Consider the following 23070-nt stretch of genomic DNA (forward strand, 5'->3'; position numbering starts at 1 on the left):
ATCAGCTCAAAGTGTTACCACTTGTAGGTTGCACTGGCGACGACACTGCGCTGGTCGCCGTAGTAGCAGTAGAAGCTGTCGCAAGTCGAGATGTAGTCCTTGTCGAACAGGTTGGTGGCGTTAACGGCCAGCGAAGCGCCCTTGAGGCTGTTGTCCAGGCGGCCGAGGTCGTAGTGTACCGCGGCGTCGAACACCGTGTAGGCGTCGGCCTTGCCCAGCCAGGTGTTGGCCTCGTCGCCGTAAGTGTTGCCGGTGTAGCGCGCGCCGGCGCCGATGCCGAAGCCGTCGAGCACGCCGTTGTGCCAGGTGTAGTCGCCCCATACCGATGCTTGCTGGTTAGGCATCAGTTGCAGGCGATTGCCCTTGAACGCACCGTCTTGCACTTCGGACTTGGCCAAGGTGTAGGCGGCGGTGACCTTGAGGTTTTCGGTCACGTCGGAAACGGCTTCCAGCTCCAGGCCTTTGACTCTCACTTCGCCGGTCTGGCTGGTGACCGTCACGTTGCCCACATTGTTGGTGACGGAAACGTTTTTCTGGGTCAGGTCATACACAGCGGCCGTCAGCAGTGTGTTGCTGCCCGGTGGCTGGTACTTGATACCCAGTTCCCACTGCTTGCCTTTGGTCGGCTTGAACGAATCGGTCGGCGAGGCGACAGCATTGCTGGCCGGCTGGAACGATTCGGCGTAGGACAAGTAAGGCACGAAGCCCGAGTCGAACACATAGCTGATCGCCGCGTTGCCGCTGAAGTTCTTGTCGCGCTGGGTGTTGGTGGCATCACCCTTGTTGAAGAATTTGGTGCCGGTATGGACCCAGTCTTCACGACCGCCGAGGGTCAGGCGCCATTGATCGAGGGCCATTTGATCCTGGACGTACAGACCGGTCTGGTAGGTCTTCTGGTCATAGTCATAAAACGCCGAGGAGCGTGGTGGACGGGTGATCGGCAAGCCATAGACCGGATCGTTGACGTTGATGGAAGGTGCGCTGCCAAAGATCGAGGTGTAGTTGGTGTTGCTGCGCTGGTGGTCCAGACCGATCAACAGCGTGTGAATAATGTCGCCGGTGGCGAAGTCGGCCTGGAGGTTGTTGTCCACGGCGAACTGGCTGATGTCTTCGTCGACATTGGTCGTGCCGCGCCCGGTGTTGCCTTCATCGTCTACGACAAATCCGATGGAGGGAAAGTAGCTGTTGACGGTGACCGTCTGGAAAGACAAGTCCGACTTGGTGTAGCGCAGGTTCTGGCGGAACTGCCATATATCGTTCAAGCGATGCTCGAAGGCATAACCCAGTGCGTAATAGGTGCGGTCGTAGAAATCGTAGTCCGGATCACCCAGGTTCTTGTGGTGCGAGATCTTGCCGAACGGCATGTCGATCTTGGTGCCCTGAATCGGATAGAACTGGCTGGTAACGCCGGTATCGTCACGGGTGAACTGCGTCAGGAGGGTGAAGCGGGTGTCTTCGTCGATGTTCCAGGTCAGGCTTGGCGCAATGTTGTAGCGCTTGTCATCGATATGGTCGATCTGGGTGCCGCCGTCACGCACCACGCCGCTCACGCCATAGAGAAAGCGGCCTTCGTCGTCGATCTTGCCGGTGCTGGCGAAGTTGATCTGGCGATGGTTGTCGCTGCCGTACTGCAGCTGGATTTCGCTGCTGGCTTCGGCGCTCGGGCGACGGCTGACCATGTCCAGCAGGCCGCCTGGCGGGGTCTGGCCGTACACGGACGAGGCCGGGCCGCGCAGCAAGGCCAGGCGGTCGAGGTTCCAGGTTTCCTGTTTCGGGTTGGCGTAGACGCCTTTTGGCAAGGGCAGGCCGTCGAGGAATTGAGTCGGCTCGAAACCACGCACGCGCAGCCAGTCAGCGCGGGTGTCGCTGCCGTAGCTGCTGGCGGTGATGCCCGGCAGGTAGCGCACGGCGGCGTCAAGGGTATGCGCGTTGCGGTCGTCCATCTGCTGGCGAGTGACGACCGAAATCGAGCGCGGTACCTCGACCAGCGCGGTATCGGTCTTGGTGCCGGCGGCGGTCCGTTTGGCCACGTAGCCTTGCACCGGACCCCAGGCGCTTTCAGCGTCTTCCACGCCAATCACACTGGTTGCCGGCAGAGCCATCACACCCTCGGGCACGGCCACCAGGCTGTAGGTGCCGGCACTGCTTTGCTCCAGTTGCAGCCCGGTGCCGCGCAGGGCCTCGCGCAGGGCGCCAGCGGCGTCGAACTGGCCGTTGACTGGTGCCGAGGTTTTGCCTGTCGCCAGGGATGGGTTCAACGACAAGGCCAGGCCCGCCTGGCTGGCGATCTGGTTCAGGGTGCTGGCCAGTGGTGCGGCTGGAAGGTTGTAGGCGCGAACGCTTGACGCCTGCTCAGCGGCGACCAGTTGGCTGCTGCCCAAAGGGGTGCAAAGGGCAACGGCGACCGCCAGCAAACTGGGGCGCAACAGGGTGTTCAGCGAACGGGACATACAGCGGCTCCTGAATGGAAATATTTCTCAATTGCCTGTGTGCCGAACGAGAATTAGAAAGTGATAGGGCTGGATGAAAATAATTTAGATTCAATATTTGGCTTTTGTAGGAGCTGGCTTGCCAGCGATGCACTCAAAAGCACCGCGTTTATCCAGTGAGCGCGCGTTATCGTTAACGACCATCGCTGGCAAGCCAGCTCCTACAATGGATGCCTTGCTCAGGGCTTGGCGTCGGCCTTCGCTTTCACTGTCACCCACCATTGCGTGTGCTGTTCGATCTGCACCGGCAGGGTCGGCAGCAGGGCATTGAGCGCCAGGTCGGTATCACGCAGCGGGAAGCTGCCAGTGATGCGCAGGTCGGCGACTTCCGGCGCGACGCCTGTGTAACCGGATCGATAACGGCCGATTTCATGCACCAGATCTTCCAGCCGCGTGTTGTCCACCACCAGCATGCCGCGGGTCCAGGCATCCGCGCCGAAATTGACGGCCAGAACCGGACCCAGGCCGTTATTGCGGATCAACACCTGCTGGCCTTCGCGCAGAATCTGTTCATCCGGACTGGACTCGGGGTGAACCGCCACCGCCGACTGCAACACACTCAGGCGTGTGCCTTCTTCTTCACGCTTGACCAGAAACCGCGTACCCAGCGCGCGCATGCTGCCTTCACGGGTTTCGACGATGAACGGCCGGGGATCGCCATGGCCGGTTTCAACCAGGATTTCGCCTTCCTGAAGCACGATGCGCCGCTGCTTCTCATCGAAGCGCACATCCAGGGCGCTGTGGGTGTTGAGATTGACCAGCGTGCCATCCGCCAGGCGCAGGGTGCGCTGCTCGCCAACAGCGGTGCGCTGGTCGGCCAGCCAGTAATCGATCGGCAGGTAACGTGGCCCGGCAAATAGCGCCAGGCCGATCACGGCCACCACGCTCGCCACGCCATTGCCGAGCTTGCGCACCCGTCGGCGGATGCCTTCGCGCGATTGCAGCAGGGCAGTGCGAGCCGGGCCACTGGCTGCGCTGAAGCGTTGGTCGAGCATGCCCAACTGGCGCCAGGCACGGGCGTGCTCTTCGTGGGCAGCGTGCCACTTGGCGAACTCTTCGCGCTCTACCGGGTTGGCGCCGTCCATGGACAACTGCCAGGCAATCGCTGCGTCCAGCACGTTGGCCGATACCGGTTTGGAACCGAGCGGGTTCATGTCGGCTCACCGTACAGCGCGATGTAGCATTGGCGAATGCCCTGGGCCAGGTACTGGCGCACCCGCGGCACCGATACCCCCAGGCGCTCGGCGATTTCTGCGTGGCCAAGACCGTCGAGACGGTTGTAGAGGAACGCCGCCCGGGCCTTGGTGGAAAGCTTGCCGAGCAAACGGTCGATGTTTTTCAGGTCTTCGAGGATCATCTGCTGTTCTTCCGCCGACGGTTGTTCGGCTTCGGGAATCAGCATCAGCTCGGTGAGGTAAGCCTGCTCCAGCGCGGCGCGACGGAAGTAATCGAACAGCAGGCCCTTGGCGATGGCCACCAGGAATGCCCGCGGTTCGCGGGGTTCCTTCAGTTCCTCGCGCCCCAGCAAGCGCACGAAAGTGTCCTGGCTCAGGTCTTCGGCCCGCTGTGGGCAGGCGACATTGCGTCGAAGCCAGGCCAATAGCCAACCGCGATGGTCGCGATATAACGCACCGACGAGCTCACTTTGAGGGCTTGGGACTGACGACACGCAGCATCACCGCTTGGGAAGTGTTAACTAACGAGAATTGTTCGCGATTGTGGCAGAGGCGCGGGAGGTCCGCAATCGGCGTTGGTCGGGAGACCGCGTCATCGTTCATCGCGGGCAAGCCCGCTCCCACAGGGGTTTCGGTACTCCTGTGGGAGCGGGCTTGCCCGCGATGAGGCCAGAGCAGGCGCCGAAGACTAGAAGGACGGTGCTTGTTTCCGACGCTTCCACTGACTCAAGCGCTGTTGCAAATTCAGCGGGCTATGAATCTGCTGCTGCCGCGCGCGGCTGAACAGGATCAGCGCCAGTTCAGCGGTGGCCAGGGCGTCGGCGCTGGCGTGGTGACGTTCGAAGACTTCGAGCTTGAACCAGTCGATCCAGTCGTCCAGCCCGGCCTCGCGAAAGTGCGCTTGGGGGCATAGCAGCGGTGCAATGTCCGCCACATCCAGAAACGGATGCTGCAACTTGAAGCCCAGGTGATCTTTCAACGCACGGCCGAGCATGTGCTGGTCAAACGGCGCGTGGAAGGCCAGTACCGGGCTGTCACCGAGGTATTCCATCAGGTCCACCAGCGCTTCTGCGGGATCGCTGCCCGCCGCAATGGCGCTGGGGCCAATGCCGTGGATCAGCACGCTGGGGCCGAGTTTTACTTGCGGATATTGCAAGGTGCGTTCGAACAGCTGGCGAAAATCGATGGCCCCGTCCTCGATCGCTACCGCGCCAATCGACAACACATGGTCCTTGTTCAGGTTCAGCCCGGTGGTTTCCAGATCGAGCACCACCCAGCGCTGCTCACGCAGGCTGCATTCGCCCAAGGCGGCAGCGGCTGGCAAGCGTTCCAGGCGATGTTGCAGGTCGGCGGGCAGGGTGGGGCTCGGCGGACGCAGCCATGAAAACAGGCTCACAACTGATACCGCAAGGTCAGGCTGCTCTGCAGGCGTTGGGCCTGACGCAGGGACTCACGCAGGATGCGCCGGTCCAGGTGATTGAGGCTGTCGGGATCGACCCGGTTCGAGTAGGGAAAATTCTCCCGGGTCTGTAATTGATGTTGCTGCATGCGGGTTTGCTGAATGAAGTGATAGGCCTCTTCGTACGCGGCGCCGTCCAGGGGTTCGATGACCTCTTTGGCGACCAATTGGCGAAAACGCTCCAGCGTGTTATTGGCCTCGATGCCATGGGCAAGGGCCAGCAGTCGGGCGCCATCGACAAACGGAGCCAAGCCCTGGATCTTCAGGTCCAGGGTGGCCTTCTCGCCATTTTTGCGCGTCAGCACGAACTCGCGCAAACGCCCTACGGGCGGGCGATTGCGCAGCGCATTCTCGGCCATCATGCGCTGGAACAAACGGTTGTCACCGACCTGATCGAGAATGCCCCGACGCAACTGCTCGCAGCCTTGCTCGCTGCCCCAGACCACGCGCAAATCGAAATAGATGCTCGAACCCAGCAGGTTCTCCGGGGTGGCCTCGCGGATGAACGCCGCAAAGCGCCGCGCCCATTCGGCCCGGGACAGGCACAGCTCGGGGTTGCCGGCCATGATATTGCCCTTGCACAAGGTGAAGCCGCACAGCGCCAGGCTCTGGTTGATCTGCTGGGCGATGGGCAACAACTTGCCGCGTATCTCGGCGGCATGGGCTGCATCCCTGGCTTCGAACAGAATGCCGTTGTCCTGATCGGTGTGCAGGGTCTGCTCGCGACGGCCTTCACTGCCGAAGCACAGCCAACTGAATGGCACGCCGGGATCACCTCTTTCGGCGAGGGTCAGTTCGATCACCCGGCACACGGTGTGATCGTTGAGCAGGGTGATGATGTGGGTGATCTGCGTCGAAGACGCGCCATGGGCCAGCATGCGCTCGACCAGTTGGCCGATTTCGCCCCGCAGCGCCACCAGGTTTTCCACCTTCGGTGCGTTGCGGATGGTGCGCGCCAGGTGCACCAGGTCGACCCGTTGCAGGGAAAACAGATCGCGCTCGGAAACCACGCCGCACAAGCGTTGGTCCTTGACCAGGCAGACATGGGCGATGTGACGCTCGGTCATGGCAATCGCCGCGTCGAATGCACTGTGGTCCGGCGACAGGAAAAACGGCGCCCGGGTCATGTGCCCTTCGATGGCTTCGTTGAAATCACTGCTGCCGTTGGCCACGGTCTGACGCAGGTCGCGCAGGGTGAAAATCCCCAATGGAGCCTTGAGTTCATCGACCACCACGATGCTGCCGACCTGTTGTTCGTGCATCAACGTCACGGCTTCACGCAAAGGTGTCTGCGGGGCGCATGACACCGGGTGGCGCATGGCCAATTCACCCAGTCGGGTATTGAGCGAATATTGGGTGCCGAGGGTTTCCACGGCTTTTTGCTGCACTTGCTGGTTGACCTGATCCAGCAGGCTGCTGACGCAGCGCAGGGCGAAGTTGCGGAAGGTGTCCGATAGCGAAAACAGGCGGATGAATGCCGGCTTGTTCAGCTGCAGGCAAAAGGTGTCTTCGCCGGCGAGGTGCTCGGTACGGGTGGCCCGTTCACCCAGCAACGCCGCGAGGGGAAAACATTCACCGGTGGCGATCTCGAAGACTGTTTCGATGCCACCTTTTGCCGTATCCGGACGCTCGCCCACGACCCGGCCTTGCTTGACGATATAGAAGTGCTCGACCGGGCCGTCGGCGGGTTTGATGATGCTCTCGCCGGGGGCGTAGAAACGCAGCTGACATTGCTCGACCAGATACGCCAGGTGCGCGTGCTCCATCTGGTTGAAAGGCGGGAAGCGCTGAAGGAATTGCAACGTGCCCTGGATGTTCTGCAACACCGCGGTTTTCCCTGCCTGTGTGAAGGCGTCCGCTTTACTCATAACCATTACCGCAGTCTTTTTTGAATTGTTGTAGTCGGATGACCCATACATGGTCGACCCCTGTAGCCGGGGTGCCCATTGGACGTAAGTCTAGGTAGGCTGTTAGCGTCCTGAAATGTCGGAAAAATCCTACGCAAGTGTGCGAAAAACCTCTCGGCCCCCCTATTGGAAAATTATCTGTCGGAGTGCACATTGGTGGTCAGCTTAGCGATGTCTCATAACTGTGCTAGGGAATTGAATTGAACATGTAGAGAACGCCATGTCCGACCACGATATTTTGAGCGACGCCGAGCGCGAAGCGCTGAGTGCCGTCATGCTGGAGCCTGACCTGCCGCTGCAACGGGTGCTGGTCGTCGATGACGATAAGGACACCCGGGAGCTGCTGTCTGAGATCCTCGCGTTGGAGGGCATTCCCTGCATAACAGCGGCCAGTGGCGAAGCGGCACTCAAGATGCTGGTGGCTGAGGCAGAAATCAAAAAGCCCTCGATCGGATTACTGATCACCGACCTGCGGATGGGCCATGTAGATGGGTTGGATCTGATCCGTCAGATACGCAAGTCGGTACGGGCGGCATTGCCGATCATCATAGTGTCGGGTGACGCCGACGTGAAGGATGTCATCGCTGCGATGCATTTGAGTGTGGTGGACTTTCTGCTCAAACCGATCGATGCCAGTCACTTTCTAGTACAGGTAAAAAGCGAACTGGGCATTAAATAACTGATCTCCTGTAATTGTTAATTACAGGTTCGATTTGTTTTTGTGGGGTTAACTTGTAATTAAGTTTGTCTAATTGATCCGCGAAAAAGCTACTCACAAATAGCTTGTTTTTTCTATCCATAATTCAGCTATCGTTCACTTCCTGAAATCAATGCAGACATTTGTTTGATGTCGTGCCTGGTTTAATAAAATCTGTTGTAGCACTCTCCGGGTTGTCAGTTTTGCTCTCCGATTTTAGCGGTATGAGTATGCCGATGGTTGTTGTGTATTCAGACTTCGGCTAGTTCCTGCGGATAAAGTACTGACAAGGGTCAGGGCATTGCTCCTCCTGGATTGTGTGGATGTGTACCGCAATGAGGACGATATGATAAAAAAAATGGAGTTTCGCGATCTTGTACTTATTATCGGTGTGACAGTCATGTGGGGCAGTAATTATACGGTAATTGATATCAGTCTTGACGGTATCGATCCGTTCATATTGACAGCGTTGCGATTTACTTTCTGCGCATTGCCATTGGTGTTCTTCATCCCGAAACCGAAGGGTGTCAGTACTTTTGTAACTATAGTCTACGGTTTGTTGTTTGGTATCGGAATGTGCTGGCTGATGAACTATGGCATGTTTCTTGGGGTCAGTGCCGGCGTGACATCTTTGCTCTTGCAATTCAGTGCATTTTTTACGGTCATCTGGGGAGTATTGCTGTTTGGGGAAAAAATGACGGGAATACACGTGGCTGGTATTCTCATGGCGTTGCTGGGGCTGATGTTTATTATTCATGTAACGGACGGTTATGCCGAAAGCTTTGGCCTTTTCCTGATACTCCTCGGTGCATTCTTCTGGAGTTTGTGCAATGTGCTGGTCAAAAAAAGCAAGGTGGTTGATATATTTTCCTTTGTCGTTTGGTCGAGTCTGTATGCGACACCGCCTTTATATCTGATGACTTACTGGGTCAAGGGGGCTGCCCCCTTCCAAACGTTGTTAACGGACATAACTGCTCCGGTGCTGGTGTCTGTCCTGTTCCAGGCCTATGTGGCGACGGTATTCGGATATTGGGTGTGGAACCGAATGATTGAGAAGTATCCGGCGAGCCAGGTTGCACCGTTGTCAGTGATTGTTCCGATATCGGGTATTTTGACCTCGTGGTATGTACTCGACGAACCCATTGGTGGTGAAAAACTGTTTGCTCTCATCATCACGGTTCTTGGAATTGCCTTGTTCATGAATGCATCGAGAATAGGCCGCCACATCGCTGCAAACGCGTTGCGTTTCAGGGGATAATTCTGCATTTGCAGGAAGCAGAAACAAAAATCCCCCGGTTTTTCAACCGGGGGATTGCTGTGGAGTGAACGGGATTACAACCCGTTCTTCGCCTTGAACTCGCGACGACGACGGTGCAGGACCGGTTCGGTGTAGCCGTTCGGCTGTTTGGTGCCTTCGACCACCAGTTCGACCGCCGCCTGGAAGGCGATGTTGCTGTCGAAGTTCGGGGCCAGCGGACGGTACAGCGCGTCGCCGGCGTTCTGCCGGTCAACCACTGGCGCCATGCGCTTGAGGCTTTCCATGACCTGCTCTTCGGTGACGACGCCATGGCGCAGCCAGTTGGCGATGTGCTGGCTGGAAATACGCAGCGTGGCACGGTCTTCCATCAGGCCGACGTCATTGATGTCCGGCACTTTCGAACAACCGACGCCCTGGTCGATCCAGCGCACCACGTAACCGAGAATGCCCTGGCTGTTGTTGTCCAGTTCGTTCTTGATCTGTTCGGCGGTCCACTGCGGGTTCACCGCCAGCGGGATGGTCAGGATGTCGTCTACCGATGCATGGGCACGTTTGGCCAGTTCAGCCTGCCGGGCGAACACGTCAACCTTGTGGTAGTGCAGCGCGTGCAGTGCAGCGGCGGTCGGCGAAGGTACCCAGGCAGTGTTGGCACCGGCCAGCGGGTGAGCGATTTTCTGTTCGAGCATCGCTGCCATCAGGTCCGGCATGGCCCACATGCCTTTACCGATCTGCGCGCGACCTTGCAGGCCGGTGCTCAGACCGATATCGACGTTGGAGTTCTCGTAGGCGCCGATCCATTTTTCCGCCTTCATGTCCGCCTTGCGCACCATCGGGCCGGCTTCCATGGAGGTGTGGATTTCATCGCCCGTGCGGTCGAGGAAACCGGTGTTGATGAACACCACACGCTCGCTCGCCGCCTTGATGCAGGCCTTGAGGTTGATCGTGGTTCGACGCTCCTCGTCCATGATCCCGACTTTCAAGGTGTTGCGTGGCAGGCCCAGCACGTCTTCGATGCGACCGAACAGCTCGTTGGTGAACGCGGCTTCTTCAGGGCCGTGCATCTTCGGCTTCACGATATAGACCGAGCCGGTGCGGCTGTTCTTGCGCGAGCTGTTGCCGTTGAGGTTGTGGATCGCCGACAGGCAGGTCACCAGGCCATCGAGAATGCCTTCCGGCACTTCATTGCCATCTTTGTCGAGGATCGCGTCGATGGTCATCAGGTGACCAACGTTACGTACGAACAGCAACGAACGACCGTGCAGGCTCAGTTCACTGCCATCGACCGCGGTGTAGGTGCGGTCGGCGTTCATGGTGCGGGTAAAGGTCTGACCGCCCTTGGCGACGCTTTCCGACAGATCGCCCTTCATCAGGCCGAGCCAGTTGCGGTAGATCACCACTTTGTCATCGGCGTCGACGGCGGCAACCGAGTCTTCGCAGTCCATGATGGTGGTCAGTGCGGCTTCCATCAGGATGTCTTTGACGCCGGCCGCGTCGGTCTGGCCGACCGGGGTGCTGGCGTCGACCTGGATTTCGAAATGCAGGCCGTTGTTTTTCAGCAGGATCGCGGTCGGTGCCGCGGCATCGCCCTGGAAGCCGATCAACTGGGCGTCGTTGCGCAGGCCGGTGTTGCTGCCGCCTTTGAGGGCGACCACCAGTTTGCCATCGACGATCTTGTAGCCAGTGGAATCGACGTGGGAGCCGGCCGCCAATGGCGCCGCTTCGTCGAGGAAGGCACGGGCGAAGGCGATGACCTTGTCACCGCGCACCTTGTTGTAGCCTTTGCCTTTTTCCGCACCGTTGGCTTCGCTGATGGCGTCGGTGCCGTAGAGCGCGTCGTACAGCGAACCCCAGCGGGCGTTCGAGGCGTTGAGCGCAAAGCGGGCGTTCATCACCGGCACCACGAGCTGCGGGCCGGCCATGCGGGCGATTTCGTCATCGACGTTTTGCGTCGTTGCCTGGAAATCGGCCGCTTCTGGCAGCAGATAACCGATGTCTTGCAGGAAGGCTTTATAGGCCACGGCGTCGTGCGCCTGACCGGCGCGTTCCTGGTGCCAGGAATCAATACGAGCCTGGAAATCATCGCGTTTGGCGAGTAGGGCTTTGTTCTTCGGCGCCAGGTCATGGATGACCTTGTCGGCACCGGCCCAGAACTTATCGGCGGTGAGGCCGGTACCGGGAATGGCTTCGTTGTTCACGAAGTCGAACAGGACTTTGGCGACCTGCAGGCCACCGACTTGAACGTGTTCAGTCATTGCTTGCCTCACTCTGCTCAGCTATTTCGCTTTTCAGCTCTTCAAATTAACAATGAAGCCTTGGCCATTTAAACCACAAACCCCTCTGCCAGTACATGCCCATGACGGGCGGCTGGGTTGGGACCAATCAACGGCTTGAGGCCTTGCTGACAGGGCTTTCAGGGTTGCGAACGGGCCGGCGGCAGACATCGATCCAACGTTATGTAGTGCGCGCTGCGGCATACTACATGATGAATTGCGGTTGTGAAAATTAGACTAATCACGTCGTTCTGCGACCCCATGACGCATTGCGGTCACGGCGCGAAGCAGGATGTTCTCAAAAAACCAGTGGATTGTTCCAGTTAAATATCAAAAGTTGTACACGATTTGTTTTTTCGTTTCGATCGGCGGCGCCTTCATTCGCGAGCAGGCTCGCTCCCACAAAAGCCTGCACAACCTTGTGGGAGCGAGCCTGCTCGCGAAGGTGCCTGACCTGTCAGCGCAGGTTCAACCCTTGCCTATACTTGGTTCTCTGCAACAAAAATCATGACCAGAGGGCTGCGCCATGGACCACCTCGTACTCACCGTTTTCGCACCGGACAAGCCCGGGCAAGTCGAGCGCATTGCCCAATGCATTGCCGAGCACGGCGGCAACTGGCTGGAAAGCCGCATGTCGCGCATGGCCGGACAATTCGCCGGCATTCTGCGGGTGGGGGTGCCGGCCGAGGCCTATGACGAATTGGTCGATGCCCTGCAAGGCTTGTCCACCCAGGGCATTCGCGTATTGATCGCCGAAAGCAGCATCGAACAATCCTGCACCTGGAAGCCGATCGCGATGGAATTGGTGGGCAATGATCGCCCGGGGATCGTGCGTGACATCACACGCTTGTTGAGCGAGCAGGGGGTGAGTCTGGAACGGCTGGTTACCGAAGTGCGCCCGGCGCCGATGAGCAGCGAGCCGTTGTTCCATGCCGAAGCGATTCTTGCCGTTCCGCTGACACTGTCGCTGGACGTACTGCAATCGCGTCTGGAAACCCTGGCCGACGATCTGATGGTTGAATTGGTGCTGCGCAGTGAGCCCTGATCAGGTTATCCAAGTAAAACGTGCACCGGCCTGTGGATAACCTGTAGAGACACCCCGCCAGGGCACGCCGACCGGGGCTCTTCAGGATCTGATCAAAAAACCAGCACTTTCAGCCACTTGCGCACAATCGGCGGGGATCACGCTGTGGATAACCTTGGGAAGGAATGATGCAGGCCATGGAACCCGTGGCCTGTAGAGGTTTGTATGTTTTTTGATCAGCTGCGGCGACGCAAACTGAGCCACGCATCCACGCTGTAAACCGCCAGACCGGCCCAGATGAACATGAACGCTACCAGGGTGCTGGACGACAGGTGCTCGCCAAACAGCAGGACCGCTTGCAGCAGCACCAATGTCGGCGCCAGGTACTGGAGAAAGCCCAGTGTCGTGTAGGGCAAATGCCGTGCAGCCGCGTTGAAGCAGACCAGCGGCACCAGCGTGACCGGCCCGGCCGCCACCAGCCACCAGGCTTCTGACGTGGTCCAGAACTCGGCCTGAGCGCTGTGGGCGGTCGGATTGAACAGCAACCAGGCAATGGCGATCGGCACCAACATCCAGGTTTCCACCACCAGCCCCGGCAGTGCCTTGACCGGTGCCTGCTTGCGAATCAACCCGTAGAAACCGAAGGTCAGTGCCAGCACCAGCGACACCCACGGCAGGCTGCCGACCTGCCAGACCTGTTGCGCCACACCCACAGCCGCCAGACCGACGGCAATCCGCTGCATGCGCCGCAGGCGTTCGCCAAGGATCAGCATGCCCAGCAACACGTTCACCAAAGGGTTGATGTAGTAACCGAGGCTGGCCTCCAGCATGCGGCCGTTGTTCACCGACCAGACGTAGGTCAGCCAGTTGGCCGCGATCAGCGCACCGCTCAGGGCCAGGATCGCCAGGCGTCGCGGGTTCTCCCGCAGCTCGCGCCACCAGCCGGGATGCTTCCACACCATCAGCAGCAAGGCGCCGAACAGCGCCGACCACAACACCCGGTGGATGATGATTTCCACGGCGGGCACGCTGGCGATGGCTTTGAAGTAGAGGGGGAAAAGTCCCCAGATGATGTAGGCACTCAGACCCAGAATGTACCCGCGACGCGGGTTGGCGGCTTGCATGCAGAATCCTTGCTTAGGCAGCTAACAAAGAAGGGATTGTAAGGAGATTTGTCTGCGAATGTCCTGACTGAATAGGTAGGTCTTTTGTGAACACAGTACCTGTAGGAGCGAGCCTGCTCGCGATGGACGTCAACGATAACGCGTGCTGTCTGGATAAACGCGTTGCCCTTGCGTTCTTCGCGAGCAGGCTCGCTCCTACAGGGGGGCAGGGTGGGTCAGAAGAGTTTTAGTGGCTCTTCCTGGAGCGCCGCCAGTTGTTCGCGCAGAGCCAGCACCTGATCACCCCAGTAACGCTCGGTGCCGAACCACGGAAAGCTGCGGGGGAATGCCGGATCGTCCCAGCGACGGGCGAGCCAGGCGCTGTAGTGCAACAGACGCAGGGCGCGCAAGGGTTCGATCAGCGCCAATTCACGCGGGTCGAAGTCGTGGAATTCGTTGTAGCCATCCATCAGTTCCGACAACTGGCTCAGGCAATCCTGGCGATCACCGGCGAGCATCATCCAGATGTCCTGTACCGCCGGACCCATGCGGCAGTCGTCGAGGTCGACGATATGGAACATCTCGTCGCGGCACATCATGTTGCCAGGGTGGCAGTCACCGTGCATGCGGATGTTCTGGTGCGGCGTGTTGCTGTAGGCATCCTCCACACGCTTGAGCAGATCACGGGCCACCGATTCGTAGGCCGGCAGCAGGCTGCGGGGGATGAAGTTGCCGTCGAGCAGCGTGGCCAGCGAGTCATGACCGAAGTTTTTCACCGCCAGCGCTTCACGGTGCTCGAACGGCCGGGTCGAGCCGACCGCGTGCAGGCGTCCGAGCAACTGGCCCAGGCGATACAGTTGATCGAGGTTGCCCGGCTCCGGTGCGCGACCGCCGCGGCGGGGGAACAGGGTAAAACGGAAACCGCTGTGTTCGTGCAGGGTTTCACCGTTGTGAATCAACGGCGCCACAACCGGCACCTCGCAGTCGGCGAGTTCGGCGGTGAACTGGTGTTCTTCCAGAATCGCTTCGTTGCTCCAGCGTTGCGGCCGGTAGAATTTGGCGATCAGCGGCTCGGCGTCTTCGATACCGACCTGATAGACGCGGTTCTCGTAGCTGTTGAGCGCCAGGATGCGCGCGTCGCTGAGAAAGCCGATGCTTTCGACGGCATCGAGCACGAGGTCTGGCGTAAGGGTTTCAAACGGGTGGGCCATGCTGACTCCTGCGCGCAGCAGGCTGCTGCGTCCGGCCAGGCATGGTAGCGCAGACGGCGCGGTTTTAGTGGTTGGGCTTGAGAAGTGTGGTGTCCGGGCTGACGCCTTCGCGGGCAAGCCCGCTCCCACAGGAGATCTTCGGTGTGCCGCCGATCGCATGCGCACCGACAATCCAATGTGGGAGCGGGCTTGCCCGCGAAGAGGCCGGATCAGGCGCCGACGATCCCGCCATCTTCACGCGAGATGGCCATCACCGAAGACCGCGGCTTGCCATTGGGCAGATGCTCGGGGAAGGTCGAGCCACCGTTTTCACCCGGGTGCTGGATCCCGACAAACAGGGTTTTCTGGTCCGGCGAGAAGCTGATCCCGGTCACCTCGCAGCCCACCGGTCCGACCATGAAGCGGCGAATCTCGCCGGTCGCCGGATCAGCGCAGAGCATCTGGTTATTGCCCATGCCGGCAAAGTCACCGGTGTTGCTCACATCGCCGTCGGTCAGGATCCACAAGCGGCCGGCATTGTCGAAGCCCAAACCGTCCGGGCTGTTGAACATGTTCTGCGGCGTGATGTTCGACGAGCCGGCCTTTGGCGTCCCGGCATGTGCGGCCGGGTTGCCGGCCACCACAAACAGGTCCCAGGCAAAGGTGTGTGAGGCGTGATCGTCGCGCTCGGTGCGCCAGCGCAGGATCTGGCCGTAGACGTTCTTCTCCCGCGGGTTCGGTCCGCCCACCGGTTGCCCGTCTTCGCCGCGCTTGGCGTTGTTGGTCAACGTGCAGTAGACCTGGCCATCCTTGGGGCTGACCACGATCCATTCCGGGCGGTCCATGCGCGTGGCTTTCACCACACTGGCGGCGAGACGCGCGTGGATCAGCACTTCAGCCTGATCGGCAAAGCCGCTGCTGGCGTCGATACCGTTTTTGCCATGGGTCAGTTCGATCCATTCACCCCGGCCCTTCGGGTGATCGGCGTTGCCGTCCCCTGCATCGAAACGCGCCACATAGAGGGTGCCGTGATCGAGAATGTCGCGGTTGGCCTTGGGGTTCTTGTGGTCGATCTTGTCGCGGCTGACAAATTTGTAGATGAACTCGCCGCGCTCATCGTCGCCCATGTACACCACGGCATGGCCATCGCCGGTTTCGGCCAGGGCGGCGTTTTCGTGTTTGAAGCGGCCCAGGGCAGTGCGTTTGACCGGCGTCGACTGTGGATCGAACGGATCGATTTCCACCACCCAGCCGTGACGGTTGAGCTCGTTGGGGTTCTTGGCCAGGTCGAAGCGCTCGTCGTGTTGGTGCCAGTTGATCTCTTTGCTGGTCACCACCGCGCCGTAGCGTTTTTGCGCCGGGTCGAACTTCTGCTCGGCGTTGCTGCTGCCGAAGCAGTCGGTGAAGTTCTCTTCGCAGGTCAGATAGGTGCCCCACGGCGTCTTGCCGTTGGCACAGTTCTGGAAGGTGCCGAGGACGTTCTTGCCGTGGGGATCGGCGCTGGTCTTCAGCAGTGCGTGACCGGCGGCCGGACCGCTCAGGCTGATCGGCGCATTGCCGTGAATCCGGCGGTTGTAGCGCGAGCCCTGGACGAATTGCCATTGGCCGTTCTTGCGCTGCACTTCAATCACCGACACACCTTCGCAGGCCAGCGCTTTGCGCACGTCCTCCGCCGATCGCGGCATGCCGCCGTGGGCGTAGAGGTAGCGGTAGTTGGTGTATTCGTTGTTGATCGCCATCAGCGCCCGGTCTTTTTCGCCCGGAAACTCGAACAGACTCATGCCATCGTTGTTGTCGCCGAACTGGGCCTCCTGATGCTCGGCGCTGCCGTTGCCGCTCGGGTCGAACGCCGGGCCGTCCTTGTGCAGGGGCTGGCCCCAACTGATCAGCACCGAGGACTTGTAGCCCGGTGGCAGGGTGATGGAGTCGCTGGTGGCGGCGGCAATGCTGTCAAAGCCCAGCAACTGGCTGTTACCGGCGCTTACGCTGGCGGCCATCACGCTGCGGCTCAGCAGGTTGCCGCCGAGGAACATCGCTGCGCCGCACAGGGCACCTGCGCTGATGAAGCTGCGACGACTGAGGCCGACCATGGTTTCGAGGTCGGTGGACTGGTTTTCTTCTAATAGGCTCATTTCAGGCTCCCTGCGGTTTTGCAGACACCTTAATGGTGAGTAATGAACCTTTTGTTGCAGTTTGCTTAAAGCGGCGTACCCAGCAGAACCCTGGAGGGCGAAAACTCCACGCGCACGGGTTTGCCGCAGGTCAGACCCAATGCCTGCAGATGCGTTGGTTCGTCCAGCGCGCACAGGGTCAGGCCGTTAGGCAGGGTGATGCGCACTTCGCTGGGGCCATCGTCGGCGTCGAGAATCTTATCGATGGTGCCTTTCAGGCAATTGTTTCCCGGCGTTTCGGCTGAGTCGACCTCCAGCACATCGAGCCAGCCGGCCTTGATCAAGGCCACGACTTCGGTGCCGATTTGCAGTTCCAGGCGCTCGGTGCTGTCGTGAGTGATTTGCGCATTGACGATCAAGCCTTCGGCGACTTCGAGACGAATCAGGTCGTTGCGTCCCTGGGGCTCGATAGCCATTACCTTGCCGTGTAACTGATTGCGCGCGCTGGTGCGCAGCATCAAGCGCCCGAGCAGGTCGAGGTCGCTGGCATCTTCAGCGGCTTCCAGCACCTGGGCCTGCAAGGCTTGCAACTTCTGGTACAGCCGCAGCACCCGCTCGCCCTCTATGGAGAGGCGGGCACCGCCACCGCCCTTGCCGCCGACAACCCGCTCCACCAACGGCTTCTGCGCCAGGTTGTTCAGCTCATCGATGGCATCCCAGGCAGCCTTGTAGCTCAGGCCCGCGCTTTTTGCCGCACGGGTGATCGAGCCTTGTTCGGCGATGTGCTGCAGCAGGGCGATGCGCTGCGGACGGCGGACAATGTGCTGGGACAACAGGGTGGGCAATGACATGGCAAGTCGCTTTGGGTGGTGGCGATGCAGAGGACGTTGGCGGCTTGGCATGCGCGAGTCAAGTCAGGGCGTCTCGCCGGGTTTGGGCGTGCGGGCCAGGCAATAGACGTCGACCCGCACGGCACCCGCGTCGATCAACAGCCAGGCCAGGGCCTGGGCCGTGGCACCGGTGGTGAGGACGTCGTCGATCAGGGCCAGGTGCCGGCCTTTGACGGCGGCACCGGGTATCAGGCTGAAAGCGTTGCGCAAGTTCTTGCGGCGCGCTTGGGCATTCAAGGCCTGTTGGGCATCGGTGTCCTGGGTTCGCAGCAGCAACCGTTCGTCGCACGGAATGTCCAGTGCGTCACTCAACCAGTGGGCCAGCATCGCCGCCTGGTTGAACCCGCGCTGGCGCAGGCGTCGGGTGGCCAGCGGTACCGGAATCAGCGCATCGGGTCGCTGCAGATCGTCTTCGAAGCGATGTTGCAGGTATTGAGCGAGAAGTTCGGCGAGTAAGCGGCCAAACGGCCACTTTGCGTTGTGTTTGAAGCGGGTGATCAGGCTGTCAACCGGAAAGCTGTAGGTCCAGGGGGCAATCACGTGTTCGAAAGCCGGTGGCTGCTTCAGGCAATGGCCGCAGGTCAGGCCCGCGGCCGGGAGCGGCAGGGCGCAGGTTCGGCAGTGATCGCCCAGCCAGGGCAACTCGGTTTCGCAGGCCGAACAGACAGGGGCGATGTCGTCGGCGGGTTCATCGCACAGCAGACACGGCTGCTCGTTTTTTGACCAGATGTAAACCTGTCCTTTGTACTGTGGTTGACAGCGCATCGCTCTTCCTTAAATATGCCGAAACATCTGTGAGGCGGCTGTGACATTCCATGATCCAGCCGCATGCCAAAGCATAATTCAAAGGAAACGCCCATGAGCGCCAGCACCACTGCAACCCTGCGTCATGACTGGACTTTGGCCGAAGTCAAAGCACTCTTCGTTCAGCCATTCAATGACCTGCTGTTCCAGGCGCAGACGGTGCACCGTGCGCATTTCGACGCCAACCGTGTTCAGGTGTCGACCCTGTTGTCGATCAAAACCGGCGCCTGCCCGGAAGATTGCAAATATTGTCCGCAGTCCGGTCACTACAACACCGGTCTGGAAAAAGAAAAACTGATGGAAGTGCAGAAGGTCCTCGAAGAGGCCGCTCGCGCCAAGGCCATCGGTTCGACCCGTTTCTGCATGGGCGCGGCGTGGAAGCACCCGTCGGCCAAGGACATGCCCTATGTTCTGAAGATGGTTGAAGGCGTGAAAGCCCTGGGCCTGGAAACCTGCATGACCCTAGGCCGCCTGGATCAGGACCAGACCGAGGCGCTGGCCAAGGCCGGCCTCGACTACTACAACCACAACCTCGACACGTCGCCTGAGTTCTACGGCAGCATCATCACCACCCGCACCTACAGCGAGCGCCTGCAAACCCTGGCCTACGTGCGTGAGTCGGGGATGAAGATCTGCTCCGGCGGCATCCTCGGCATGGGCGAGTCGCTGGACGACCGCGCCAACCTGCTGATCCAGCTGGCCAACCTGCCGGAGCATCCGGAGTCGGTGCCGATCAACATGCTGGTGAAGGTCGCCGGTACGCCGCTGGAAAATGCCGACGACGTCGATCCCTTCGATTTCATCCGCATGCTCGCGGTCGCGCGCATCCTGATGCCGCAATCCCACGTGCGCCTGTCCGCCGGCCGCGAAGCCATGAACGAGCAGATGCAGGCTCTGGCGTTCTTCGCCGGTGCCAACTCGATTTTCTACGGCGAGAAACTGCTGACCACCGCCAACCCGCAGGCCGACAAGGACATGCAACTGTTCGGGCGCCTGGGGATCCTGCCGGAAGCCCGCGAAGAGCACGCCGATGAAGTGCATCAGGCGGCGATCGAGCAGGCGCTGGTGGAGCACAAGAGCAGCGAGCAGTTCTATAACGCGGCGGTTTGAGCAACCACTGCGTCCACTGAATGAATGCAAAACCCCTGTGGGAGCGAGCTTGCTCGCGATAGCGTCAGGTCCGTCGACATCAATGTTGAATGTGAAGCCGCCATCGCGAGCAAGCTCGCTCCCACAGGGATCGCATTCATTTTGATTTCTGTGATCTGAACTTCGAGGCCTGCATGTCTTTCGATCTCGCCGCACGCCTTGCTGCCCGTCGTGCCGAAAATCTCTACCGCCAGCGTCCGCTGCTCGAAAGCCCCCAGGGGCCGCAAGTGGTGGTTGATGGCCAGCCGTTGCTGGCGTTCTGTAACAACGACTACCTGGGGCTGGCCAATCATCCACAAGTGATCGAGGCCTGGCGTGCCGGCGCTTCGAAGTGGGGGGTGGGCGGCGGCGCCTCACATCTGGTCATCGGCCATAGCGCCCCGCACCATGCCCTGGAAGAAGCCTTGGCCGACCTGACCGGTCGCCCGCGCGCGCTGCTGTTCACCACCGGTTACATGGCCAACCTCGGTGCGGTCACGGCGCTGGTGGGGCAGGGTGATACGGTGCTCGAAGACCGGCTCAATCATGCGTCGCTGCTCGACGCGGGGCTGCTGTCCGGCGCGCGGTTCAATCGCTACTTGCACAACGACCCGGTGAGCCTGGCCAAGCGCCTGGAAAAAGCCACCGGCAATACCCTGGTGGTCACCGACGGCGTGTTCAGCATGGATGGCGATATCGCCGATTTGCCAGCACTGGCCCGAGAGGCCAAGGCCAAAGGCGCCTGGTTGATGGTCGACGATGCCCATGGTTTTGGACCGCTAGGCGCCAATGGTGGCGGCATCGTCGAGCATTTCGGTTTGAGCCAGGAAGAGGTTCCGGTGCTGGTCGGCACCCTCGGCAAAGCCTTCGGTACGGCGGGCGCCTTTGTGGCCGGCAGCGAAGAGCTGATCGAAAGTCTGATCCAGTTCGCCCGGCCTTACATCTACACCACCAGCCAGCCACCGGCGCTGGCCTGCGCCACGCTGAAAAGCCTGGAACTGCTGCGCAGTGAACACTGGCGTCGCGAGCATTTGCAGACGCTGATCCGCCAGTTCCGTCAGGGTGCCGAGCAGATTGGCCTGGAACTCATGGACAGCTTCACACCGATCCAGCCGATCATGGTTGGCGATGCCGGGCGCGCGGTGCGTCTTTCGCAAATGCTGCGCGAGCGCGGGTTGATGGTGACCGCGATTCGCCCGCCGACCGTGCCTGCTGGCAGCGCCCGATTGCGGGTCACGCTGACGGCTGCTCACAGCGAGGCTCAGGTGCAGCTATTGTTAAACGCACTGGCCGATTGTTTTCAACAACTGCAGCCGGAGCCAAGCCATGCGTGATCGTTTGATTCTGCTGCCCGGCTGGGGCCTTGGCGTTTCACCGCTGGAGCCTTTGGCTGCGGCTTTGCGTGGCCTGGACGAGCACTTGCGCGTCGAGATCGAGCCGTTGCCCGACCTGGAGTCGAGCGATCTTCAAGAGTGGCTCGATGAGCTTGATGCGACGTTGCCGCAAGACGCCTGGCTGGGCGGCTGGTCTTTGGGTGGCATGCTCGCCTGCGAACTGGCGGCCCGGCGTGGCGATCGCTGCTGCGGCGTGTTCACACTGGCCAGCAACGCGTCTTTTGTCGCTCATGAACACTGGTCAGCCGCCATGCCAGGGGAAACCTTCGATGCGTTTCTGGCGGGATGTGCAGCCGATCCGCGCGCGACCTTGAAACGCTTTTCACTGCTCTGTGCCCAAGGCGCCGAAGACCCGCGCGGATTGTCGCGGTTGTTGCTCGCTGGTGCACCGAACACTGCCGCGCCAGTGCTGCTGAGCGGTCTGCAAGTGCTTGCGCAAGTGGATACGCGACAGGCACTGCAATCGTTCCGTGGTCCGCAGCTGCATCTGTTCGCCGGCCTTGACGGGCTGGTGCCGGCGGAGGCGGCGGGCGATTTACTGGCGTTGCTGCCGGACATAGAAATCGGTCTGATTGAGCAGGCCGGCCACGCGTTTCTTCTGGAAGATCCCCACGGTGTGGCGGGGGCGATCCAGGCCTTTTTGCATGAGTCCGGCGATGACTGATTTATCCCTTCCCAACCTGCCCGGCGGCTTGCCCGACAAACGCCAGGTCGCTGCATCTTTCTCCCGCGCGGCGCAAAGCTACGACAGCGTGGCCGAGTTGCAGCGTGATGTCGGCAGCCAATTACTCAGGCGCTTGCCGCGGGATTTTGTACCGCAGCGTTGGCTGGATCTGGGCTGCGGCACCGGGCATTTCAGTCGTGCTTTGGGTGAGCAATTTCCGAGCAGTCGCGGTGTGGCGCTGGATATCGCCGAGGGCATGCTCAATCACGCCCGGCCATTGGGCGGTGCCACGCATTTCGTCGCCGGCGATGCCGAGCGCTTGCCACTGCAGGATTCGACCTGCGACCTGATCTTCTCCAGCCTGGCGGTGCAGTGGTGTGCGGATTTCGACTCGGTGCTCAGTGAAGCTTGTCGAGTGCTGAAACCGGGTGGCATTTTTGCGTTTGCTAGTCTTTGTACAGGGACGTTGTTTGAACTGCGCGACAGCTGGCGACAGGTCGATGGCATGGTGCACGTCAACCGCTTCCGGGAGTTCGGTGTTTATCAGCAGTTGTGTGCGACCAGTTGCTTGAGGGTGGTCAGTCTGCAAAACCTTGCGCATGTGCTGCATTACCCGGATGTGCGCAGCCTGACCCATGAGCTCAAGGCGCTGGGTGCGCACAATCTCAATCCCGGTCGACCGGGTGGCTTGACCGGCCGGGCGCGGATTCTGGGTTTGATTGAGGCTTATGAGCAGTTTCGTCAGGCCCGAGGCCTGCCGGCGACTTATCAAGTGGTGTACGCCATTTTGGAGAAACCCTTATGAGCGCAGCCTATTTCATCACCGGCACGGATACGGATGTCGGTAAAACCACGGTCGCTGCGGGGCTGCTGCATGCGGCGCGTTCGGCGGGTTTGAGCACAGCGGCAGGCAAACCGGTCGCTTCCGGTTGCGATGTAACGCCCAAAGGCTTGCGCAACGCCGATGCGCTGGCCTTGTTGGCGGAGTGTTCGCTGCCGCTGACCTACGCACAGGTCAATCCGATGGCCTTCGAACCGGCCATTGCTCCCCATCTGGCGGCACGGGAGGCGGGCGTGGCGTTGACGGTGCAGTCGTTGCTGGCGCCGATGCGGCAGATTTTGGGTCTGCAAGCGGACTTCACCCTGATCGAAGGCGCTGGCGGCTGGCGCGTACCCTTGGCGGATCAGGACAATCTGTCGGACCTGGCCATTGCATTGAAGCTGCCGGTGATCCTGGTGGTCGGCGTGCGCCTGGGGTGTATCAGCCATGCTTTGTTGACCGCTGAAGCGATCGCCCGGGACGGCTTGCAACTGGCGGGATGGGTGGCCAACATCATCGACCCGAAGACCTCTCGGCTGGAAGAAAACCTCGCCACCCTGGCCGAGCGCCTCCCCGCGCCGTGCCTGGGGCGTGTGCCCAAACTCAAGGCCGTGACGGCAGAAGCCGTGGCCGAGCACTTGCAACTGGACCTGTTGGACTGAGGTTTGGCAATGCGGGCTTTGCCTA

At 60.5% G+C, this 23070-nt stretch carries 19 protein-coding genes; 8 read left to right on the forward strand and 11 right to left on the reverse strand.

Annotated elements, in window-relative coordinates; translation table 11 throughout:
- Positions 1 to 14: 14 nt before the first annotated feature.
- The 5 genes from Q8X48_RS17270 to Q8X48_RS17290 all read right to left on the reverse strand — a co-directional run bounded on the left by Q8X48_RS17270 (position 15) and on the right by Q8X48_RS17290 (position 6997).
- Positions 15 to 2450, reverse strand: coding sequence for a TonB-dependent siderophore receptor (locus Q8X48_RS17270; protein WP_407799952.1), 2436 nt, complete (start codon positions 2448 to 2450; stop codon positions 15 to 17).
- Positions 2451 to 2668: 218 nt separating this feature from the next.
- The gene (locus Q8X48_RS17275) at positions 2669 to 3643 is read right to left on the reverse strand and encodes a FecR domain-containing protein (RefSeq protein WP_407799951.1); all 975 of its coding nucleotides are present in this window, start codon (positions 3641 to 3643) and stop codon (positions 2669 to 2671) included.
- Positions 3640 to 4158, reverse strand: a complete 519-nt coding sequence (locus Q8X48_RS17280; protein WP_102700728.1) for an RNA polymerase sigma factor — start codon at positions 4156 to 4158, stop codon at positions 3640 to 3642. The genes Q8X48_RS17275 and Q8X48_RS17280 overlap by 4 nt, the downstream gene beginning before the upstream one ends.
- Positions 4159 to 4352: 194 nt before the next feature.
- Complete coding sequence (locus Q8X48_RS17285; protein WP_407799950.1) at positions 4353 to 5060, reverse strand: 3'-5' exonuclease; 708 nt, start codon at positions 5058 to 5060, stop codon at positions 4353 to 4355.
- On the reverse strand, positions 5057 to 6997 hold the full coding sequence (locus Q8X48_RS17290) for a putative nucleotidyltransferase substrate binding domain-containing protein (RefSeq protein WP_407799949.1): 1941 nt from the start codon (positions 6995 to 6997) through the stop codon (positions 5057 to 5059). Before Q8X48_RS17290 ends, Q8X48_RS17285 begins: the two co-directional genes overlap by 4 nt.
- Before the next feature lie 253 nt (positions 6998 to 7250).
- Here Q8X48_RS17290 and Q8X48_RS17295 point away from each other — a divergent pair, with 253 nt between their 5' ends.
- Both Q8X48_RS17295 and Q8X48_RS17300 read left to right on the forward strand, forming a co-directional pair.
- Positions 7251 to 7709, forward strand: coding sequence for a response regulator (locus Q8X48_RS17295; RefSeq protein ID WP_407799948.1), 459 nt, complete (start codon positions 7251 to 7253; stop codon positions 7707 to 7709).
- A gap of 343 nt (positions 7710 to 8052) precedes the next feature.
- Complete coding sequence (locus tag Q8X48_RS17300; RefSeq protein WP_407799947.1) at positions 8053 to 8985, forward strand: EamA family transporter; 933 nt, start codon at positions 8053 to 8055, stop codon at positions 8983 to 8985.
- A 74-nt stretch (positions 8986 to 9059) separates the two neighbouring features.
- Here Q8X48_RS17300 and Q8X48_RS17305 read toward each other — a convergent pair whose 3' ends face one another.
- A complete protein-coding gene (locus Q8X48_RS17305; RefSeq protein WP_407799946.1) occupies positions 9060 to 11237 on the reverse strand; it encodes a malate synthase G in 2178 nt (725 codons plus the stop codon).
- A 544-nt stretch (positions 11238 to 11781) separates the two neighbouring features.
- Here Q8X48_RS17305 and Q8X48_RS17310 point away from each other — a divergent pair.
- Positions 11782 to 12300, forward strand: a complete 519-nt coding sequence (locus tag Q8X48_RS17310; RefSeq protein WP_095964119.1) for a glycine cleavage system protein R — start codon at positions 11782 to 11784, stop codon at positions 12298 to 12300.
- 215 nt (positions 12301 to 12515) lie between these two features.
- On the opposite strand, the gene rarD is transcribed toward Q8X48_RS17310, so the two are convergent.
- From rarD to Q8X48_RS17335, 5 genes are all read right to left on the reverse strand, one after another.
- A complete protein-coding gene (gene rarD, locus Q8X48_RS17315) occupies positions 12516 to 13403 on the reverse strand; it encodes an EamA family transporter RarD (RefSeq protein ID WP_407799945.1) in 888 nt (295 codons plus the stop codon).
- A 215-nt stretch (positions 13404 to 13618) separates the two neighbouring features.
- Entirely contained in the window at positions 13619 to 14593 is a 975-nt protein-coding gene (locus Q8X48_RS17320) for a serine/threonine protein kinase (RefSeq protein WP_007980356.1), read from the reverse strand.
- Between the two features lie 209 nt (positions 14594 to 14802).
- Complete coding sequence (locus Q8X48_RS17325) at positions 14803 to 16704, reverse strand: PhoX family protein (protein WP_407799944.1); 1902 nt, start codon at positions 16702 to 16704, stop codon at positions 14803 to 14805.
- Between the two features lie 65 nt (positions 16705 to 16769).
- The gene (locus Q8X48_RS17330; RefSeq protein WP_407799943.1) at positions 16770 to 17534 is read right to left on the reverse strand and encodes a TOBE domain-containing protein; all 765 of its coding nucleotides are present in this window, start codon (positions 17532 to 17534) and stop codon (positions 16770 to 16772) included.
- A gap of 63 nt (positions 17535 to 17597) precedes the next feature.
- Positions 17598 to 18338 carry a ComF family protein gene (locus Q8X48_RS17335; RefSeq protein WP_407799942.1) on the reverse strand — a complete coding sequence of 247 codons (741 nt, stop codon included), beginning with the start codon at positions 18336 to 18338 and terminating at the stop codon, positions 17598 to 17600.
- Between the two features lie 93 nt (positions 18339 to 18431).
- Here Q8X48_RS17335 and bioB point away from each other — a divergent pair, with 93 nt between their 5' ends.
- From bioB to bioD, 5 genes are all read left to right on the forward strand, one after another.
- Entirely contained in the window at positions 18432 to 19487 is a 1056-nt protein-coding gene (bioB, locus tag Q8X48_RS17340; RefSeq protein ID WP_102674206.1) for a biotin synthase BioB, read from the forward strand.
- 173 nt (positions 19488 to 19660) lie between these two features.
- The gene (bioF, locus tag Q8X48_RS17345; protein WP_015097099.1) at positions 19661 to 20839 is read left to right on the forward strand and encodes an 8-amino-7-oxononanoate synthase; all 1179 of its coding nucleotides are present in this window, start codon (positions 19661 to 19663) and stop codon (positions 20837 to 20839) included.
- Complete coding sequence (locus Q8X48_RS17350) at positions 20832 to 21563, forward strand: alpha/beta fold hydrolase (protein WP_102674208.1); 732 nt, start codon at positions 20832 to 20834, stop codon at positions 21561 to 21563. The genes bioF and Q8X48_RS17350 overlap by 8 nt, the downstream gene beginning before the upstream one ends.
- Complete coding sequence (bioC, locus tag Q8X48_RS17355) at positions 21556 to 22368, forward strand: malonyl-ACP O-methyltransferase BioC (protein WP_407799941.1); 813 nt, start codon at positions 21556 to 21558, stop codon at positions 22366 to 22368. The genes Q8X48_RS17350 and bioC overlap by 8 nt, the downstream gene beginning before the upstream one ends.
- Positions 22365 to 23045, forward strand: a complete 681-nt coding sequence (gene bioD / locus Q8X48_RS17360) for a dethiobiotin synthase (protein WP_217836542.1) — start codon at positions 22365 to 22367, stop codon at positions 23043 to 23045. The genes bioC and bioD overlap by 4 nt, the downstream gene beginning before the upstream one ends.
- Positions 23046 to 23070 lie beyond the last annotated feature (25 nt).

The sequence above is a fragment of the Pseudomonas sp. QLc11A genome (genome assembly GCF_052112305.1).
Lineage (GTDB): Bacteria > Pseudomonadota > Gammaproteobacteria > Pseudomonadales > Pseudomonadaceae > Aquipseudomonas > Aquipseudomonas laurylsulfatiphila.

Excerpts from the sequence above, each read along its gene's own strand:
- Q8X48_RS17295 (WP_407799948.1), top strand. The coding sequence starts at position 7,251 with ATGTCCGACCACGATATTTTGAGCGACGCCGAGCGCGAAGCGCTGAGT.
- Q8X48_RS17350 (WP_102674208.1), top strand. The coding sequence starts at position 20,832 with ATGCGTGATCGTTTGATTCTGCTGCCCGGCTGGGGCCTTGGCGTTTCA.
- Q8X48_RS17275 (WP_407799951.1), bottom strand. The coding sequence starts at position 3,643 with ATGAACCCGCTCGGTTCCAAACCGGTATCGGCCAACGTGCTGGACGCA.
- Q8X48_RS17330 (WP_407799943.1), bottom strand. The coding sequence starts at position 17,534 with ATGTCATTGCCCACCCTGTTGTCCCAGCACATTGTCCGCCGTCCGCAG.
- Q8X48_RS17320 (WP_007980356.1), bottom strand. The coding sequence starts at position 14,593 with ATGGCCCACCCGTTTGAAACCCTTACGCCAGACCTCGTGCTCGATGCC.
- bioF (WP_015097099.1), top strand. The coding sequence starts at position 19,661 with ATGTCTTTCGATCTCGCCGCACGCCTTGCTGCCCGTCGTGCCGAAAAT.
- Q8X48_RS17310 (WP_095964119.1), top strand. The coding sequence starts at position 11,782 with ATGGACCACCTCGTACTCACCGTTTTCGCACCGGACAAGCCCGGGCAA.
- bioD (WP_217836542.1), top strand. The coding sequence starts at position 22,365 with ATGAGCGCAGCCTATTTCATCACCGGCACGGATACGGATGTCGGTAAA.
- Q8X48_RS17305 (WP_407799946.1), bottom strand. The coding sequence starts at position 11,237 with ATGACTGAACACGTTCAAGTCGGTGGCCTGCAGGTCGCCAAAGTCCTG.
- Q8X48_RS17270 (WP_407799952.1), bottom strand. The coding sequence starts at position 2,450 with ATGTCCCGTTCGCTGAACACCCTGTTGCGCCCCAGTTTGCTGGCGGTC.
- Q8X48_RS17290 (WP_407799949.1), bottom strand. The coding sequence starts at position 6,997 with ATGGTTATGAGTAAAGCGGACGCCTTCACACAGGCAGGGAAAACCGCG.
- Q8X48_RS17335 (WP_407799942.1), bottom strand. The coding sequence starts at position 18,338 with ATGCGCTGTCAACCACAGTACAAAGGACAGGTTTACATCTGGTCAAAA.
- Q8X48_RS17325 (WP_407799944.1), bottom strand. The coding sequence starts at position 16,704 with ATGAGCCTATTAGAAGAAAACCAGTCCACCGACCTCGAAACCATGGTC.
- bioC (WP_407799941.1), top strand. The coding sequence starts at position 21,556 with ATGACTGATTTATCCCTTCCCAACCTGCCCGGCGGCTTGCCCGACAAA.
- bioB (WP_102674206.1), top strand. The coding sequence starts at position 18,432 with ATGAGCGCCAGCACCACTGCAACCCTGCGTCATGACTGGACTTTGGCC.
- rarD (WP_407799945.1), bottom strand. The coding sequence starts at position 13,403 with ATGCAAGCCGCCAACCCGCGTCGCGGGTACATTCTGGGTCTGAGTGCC.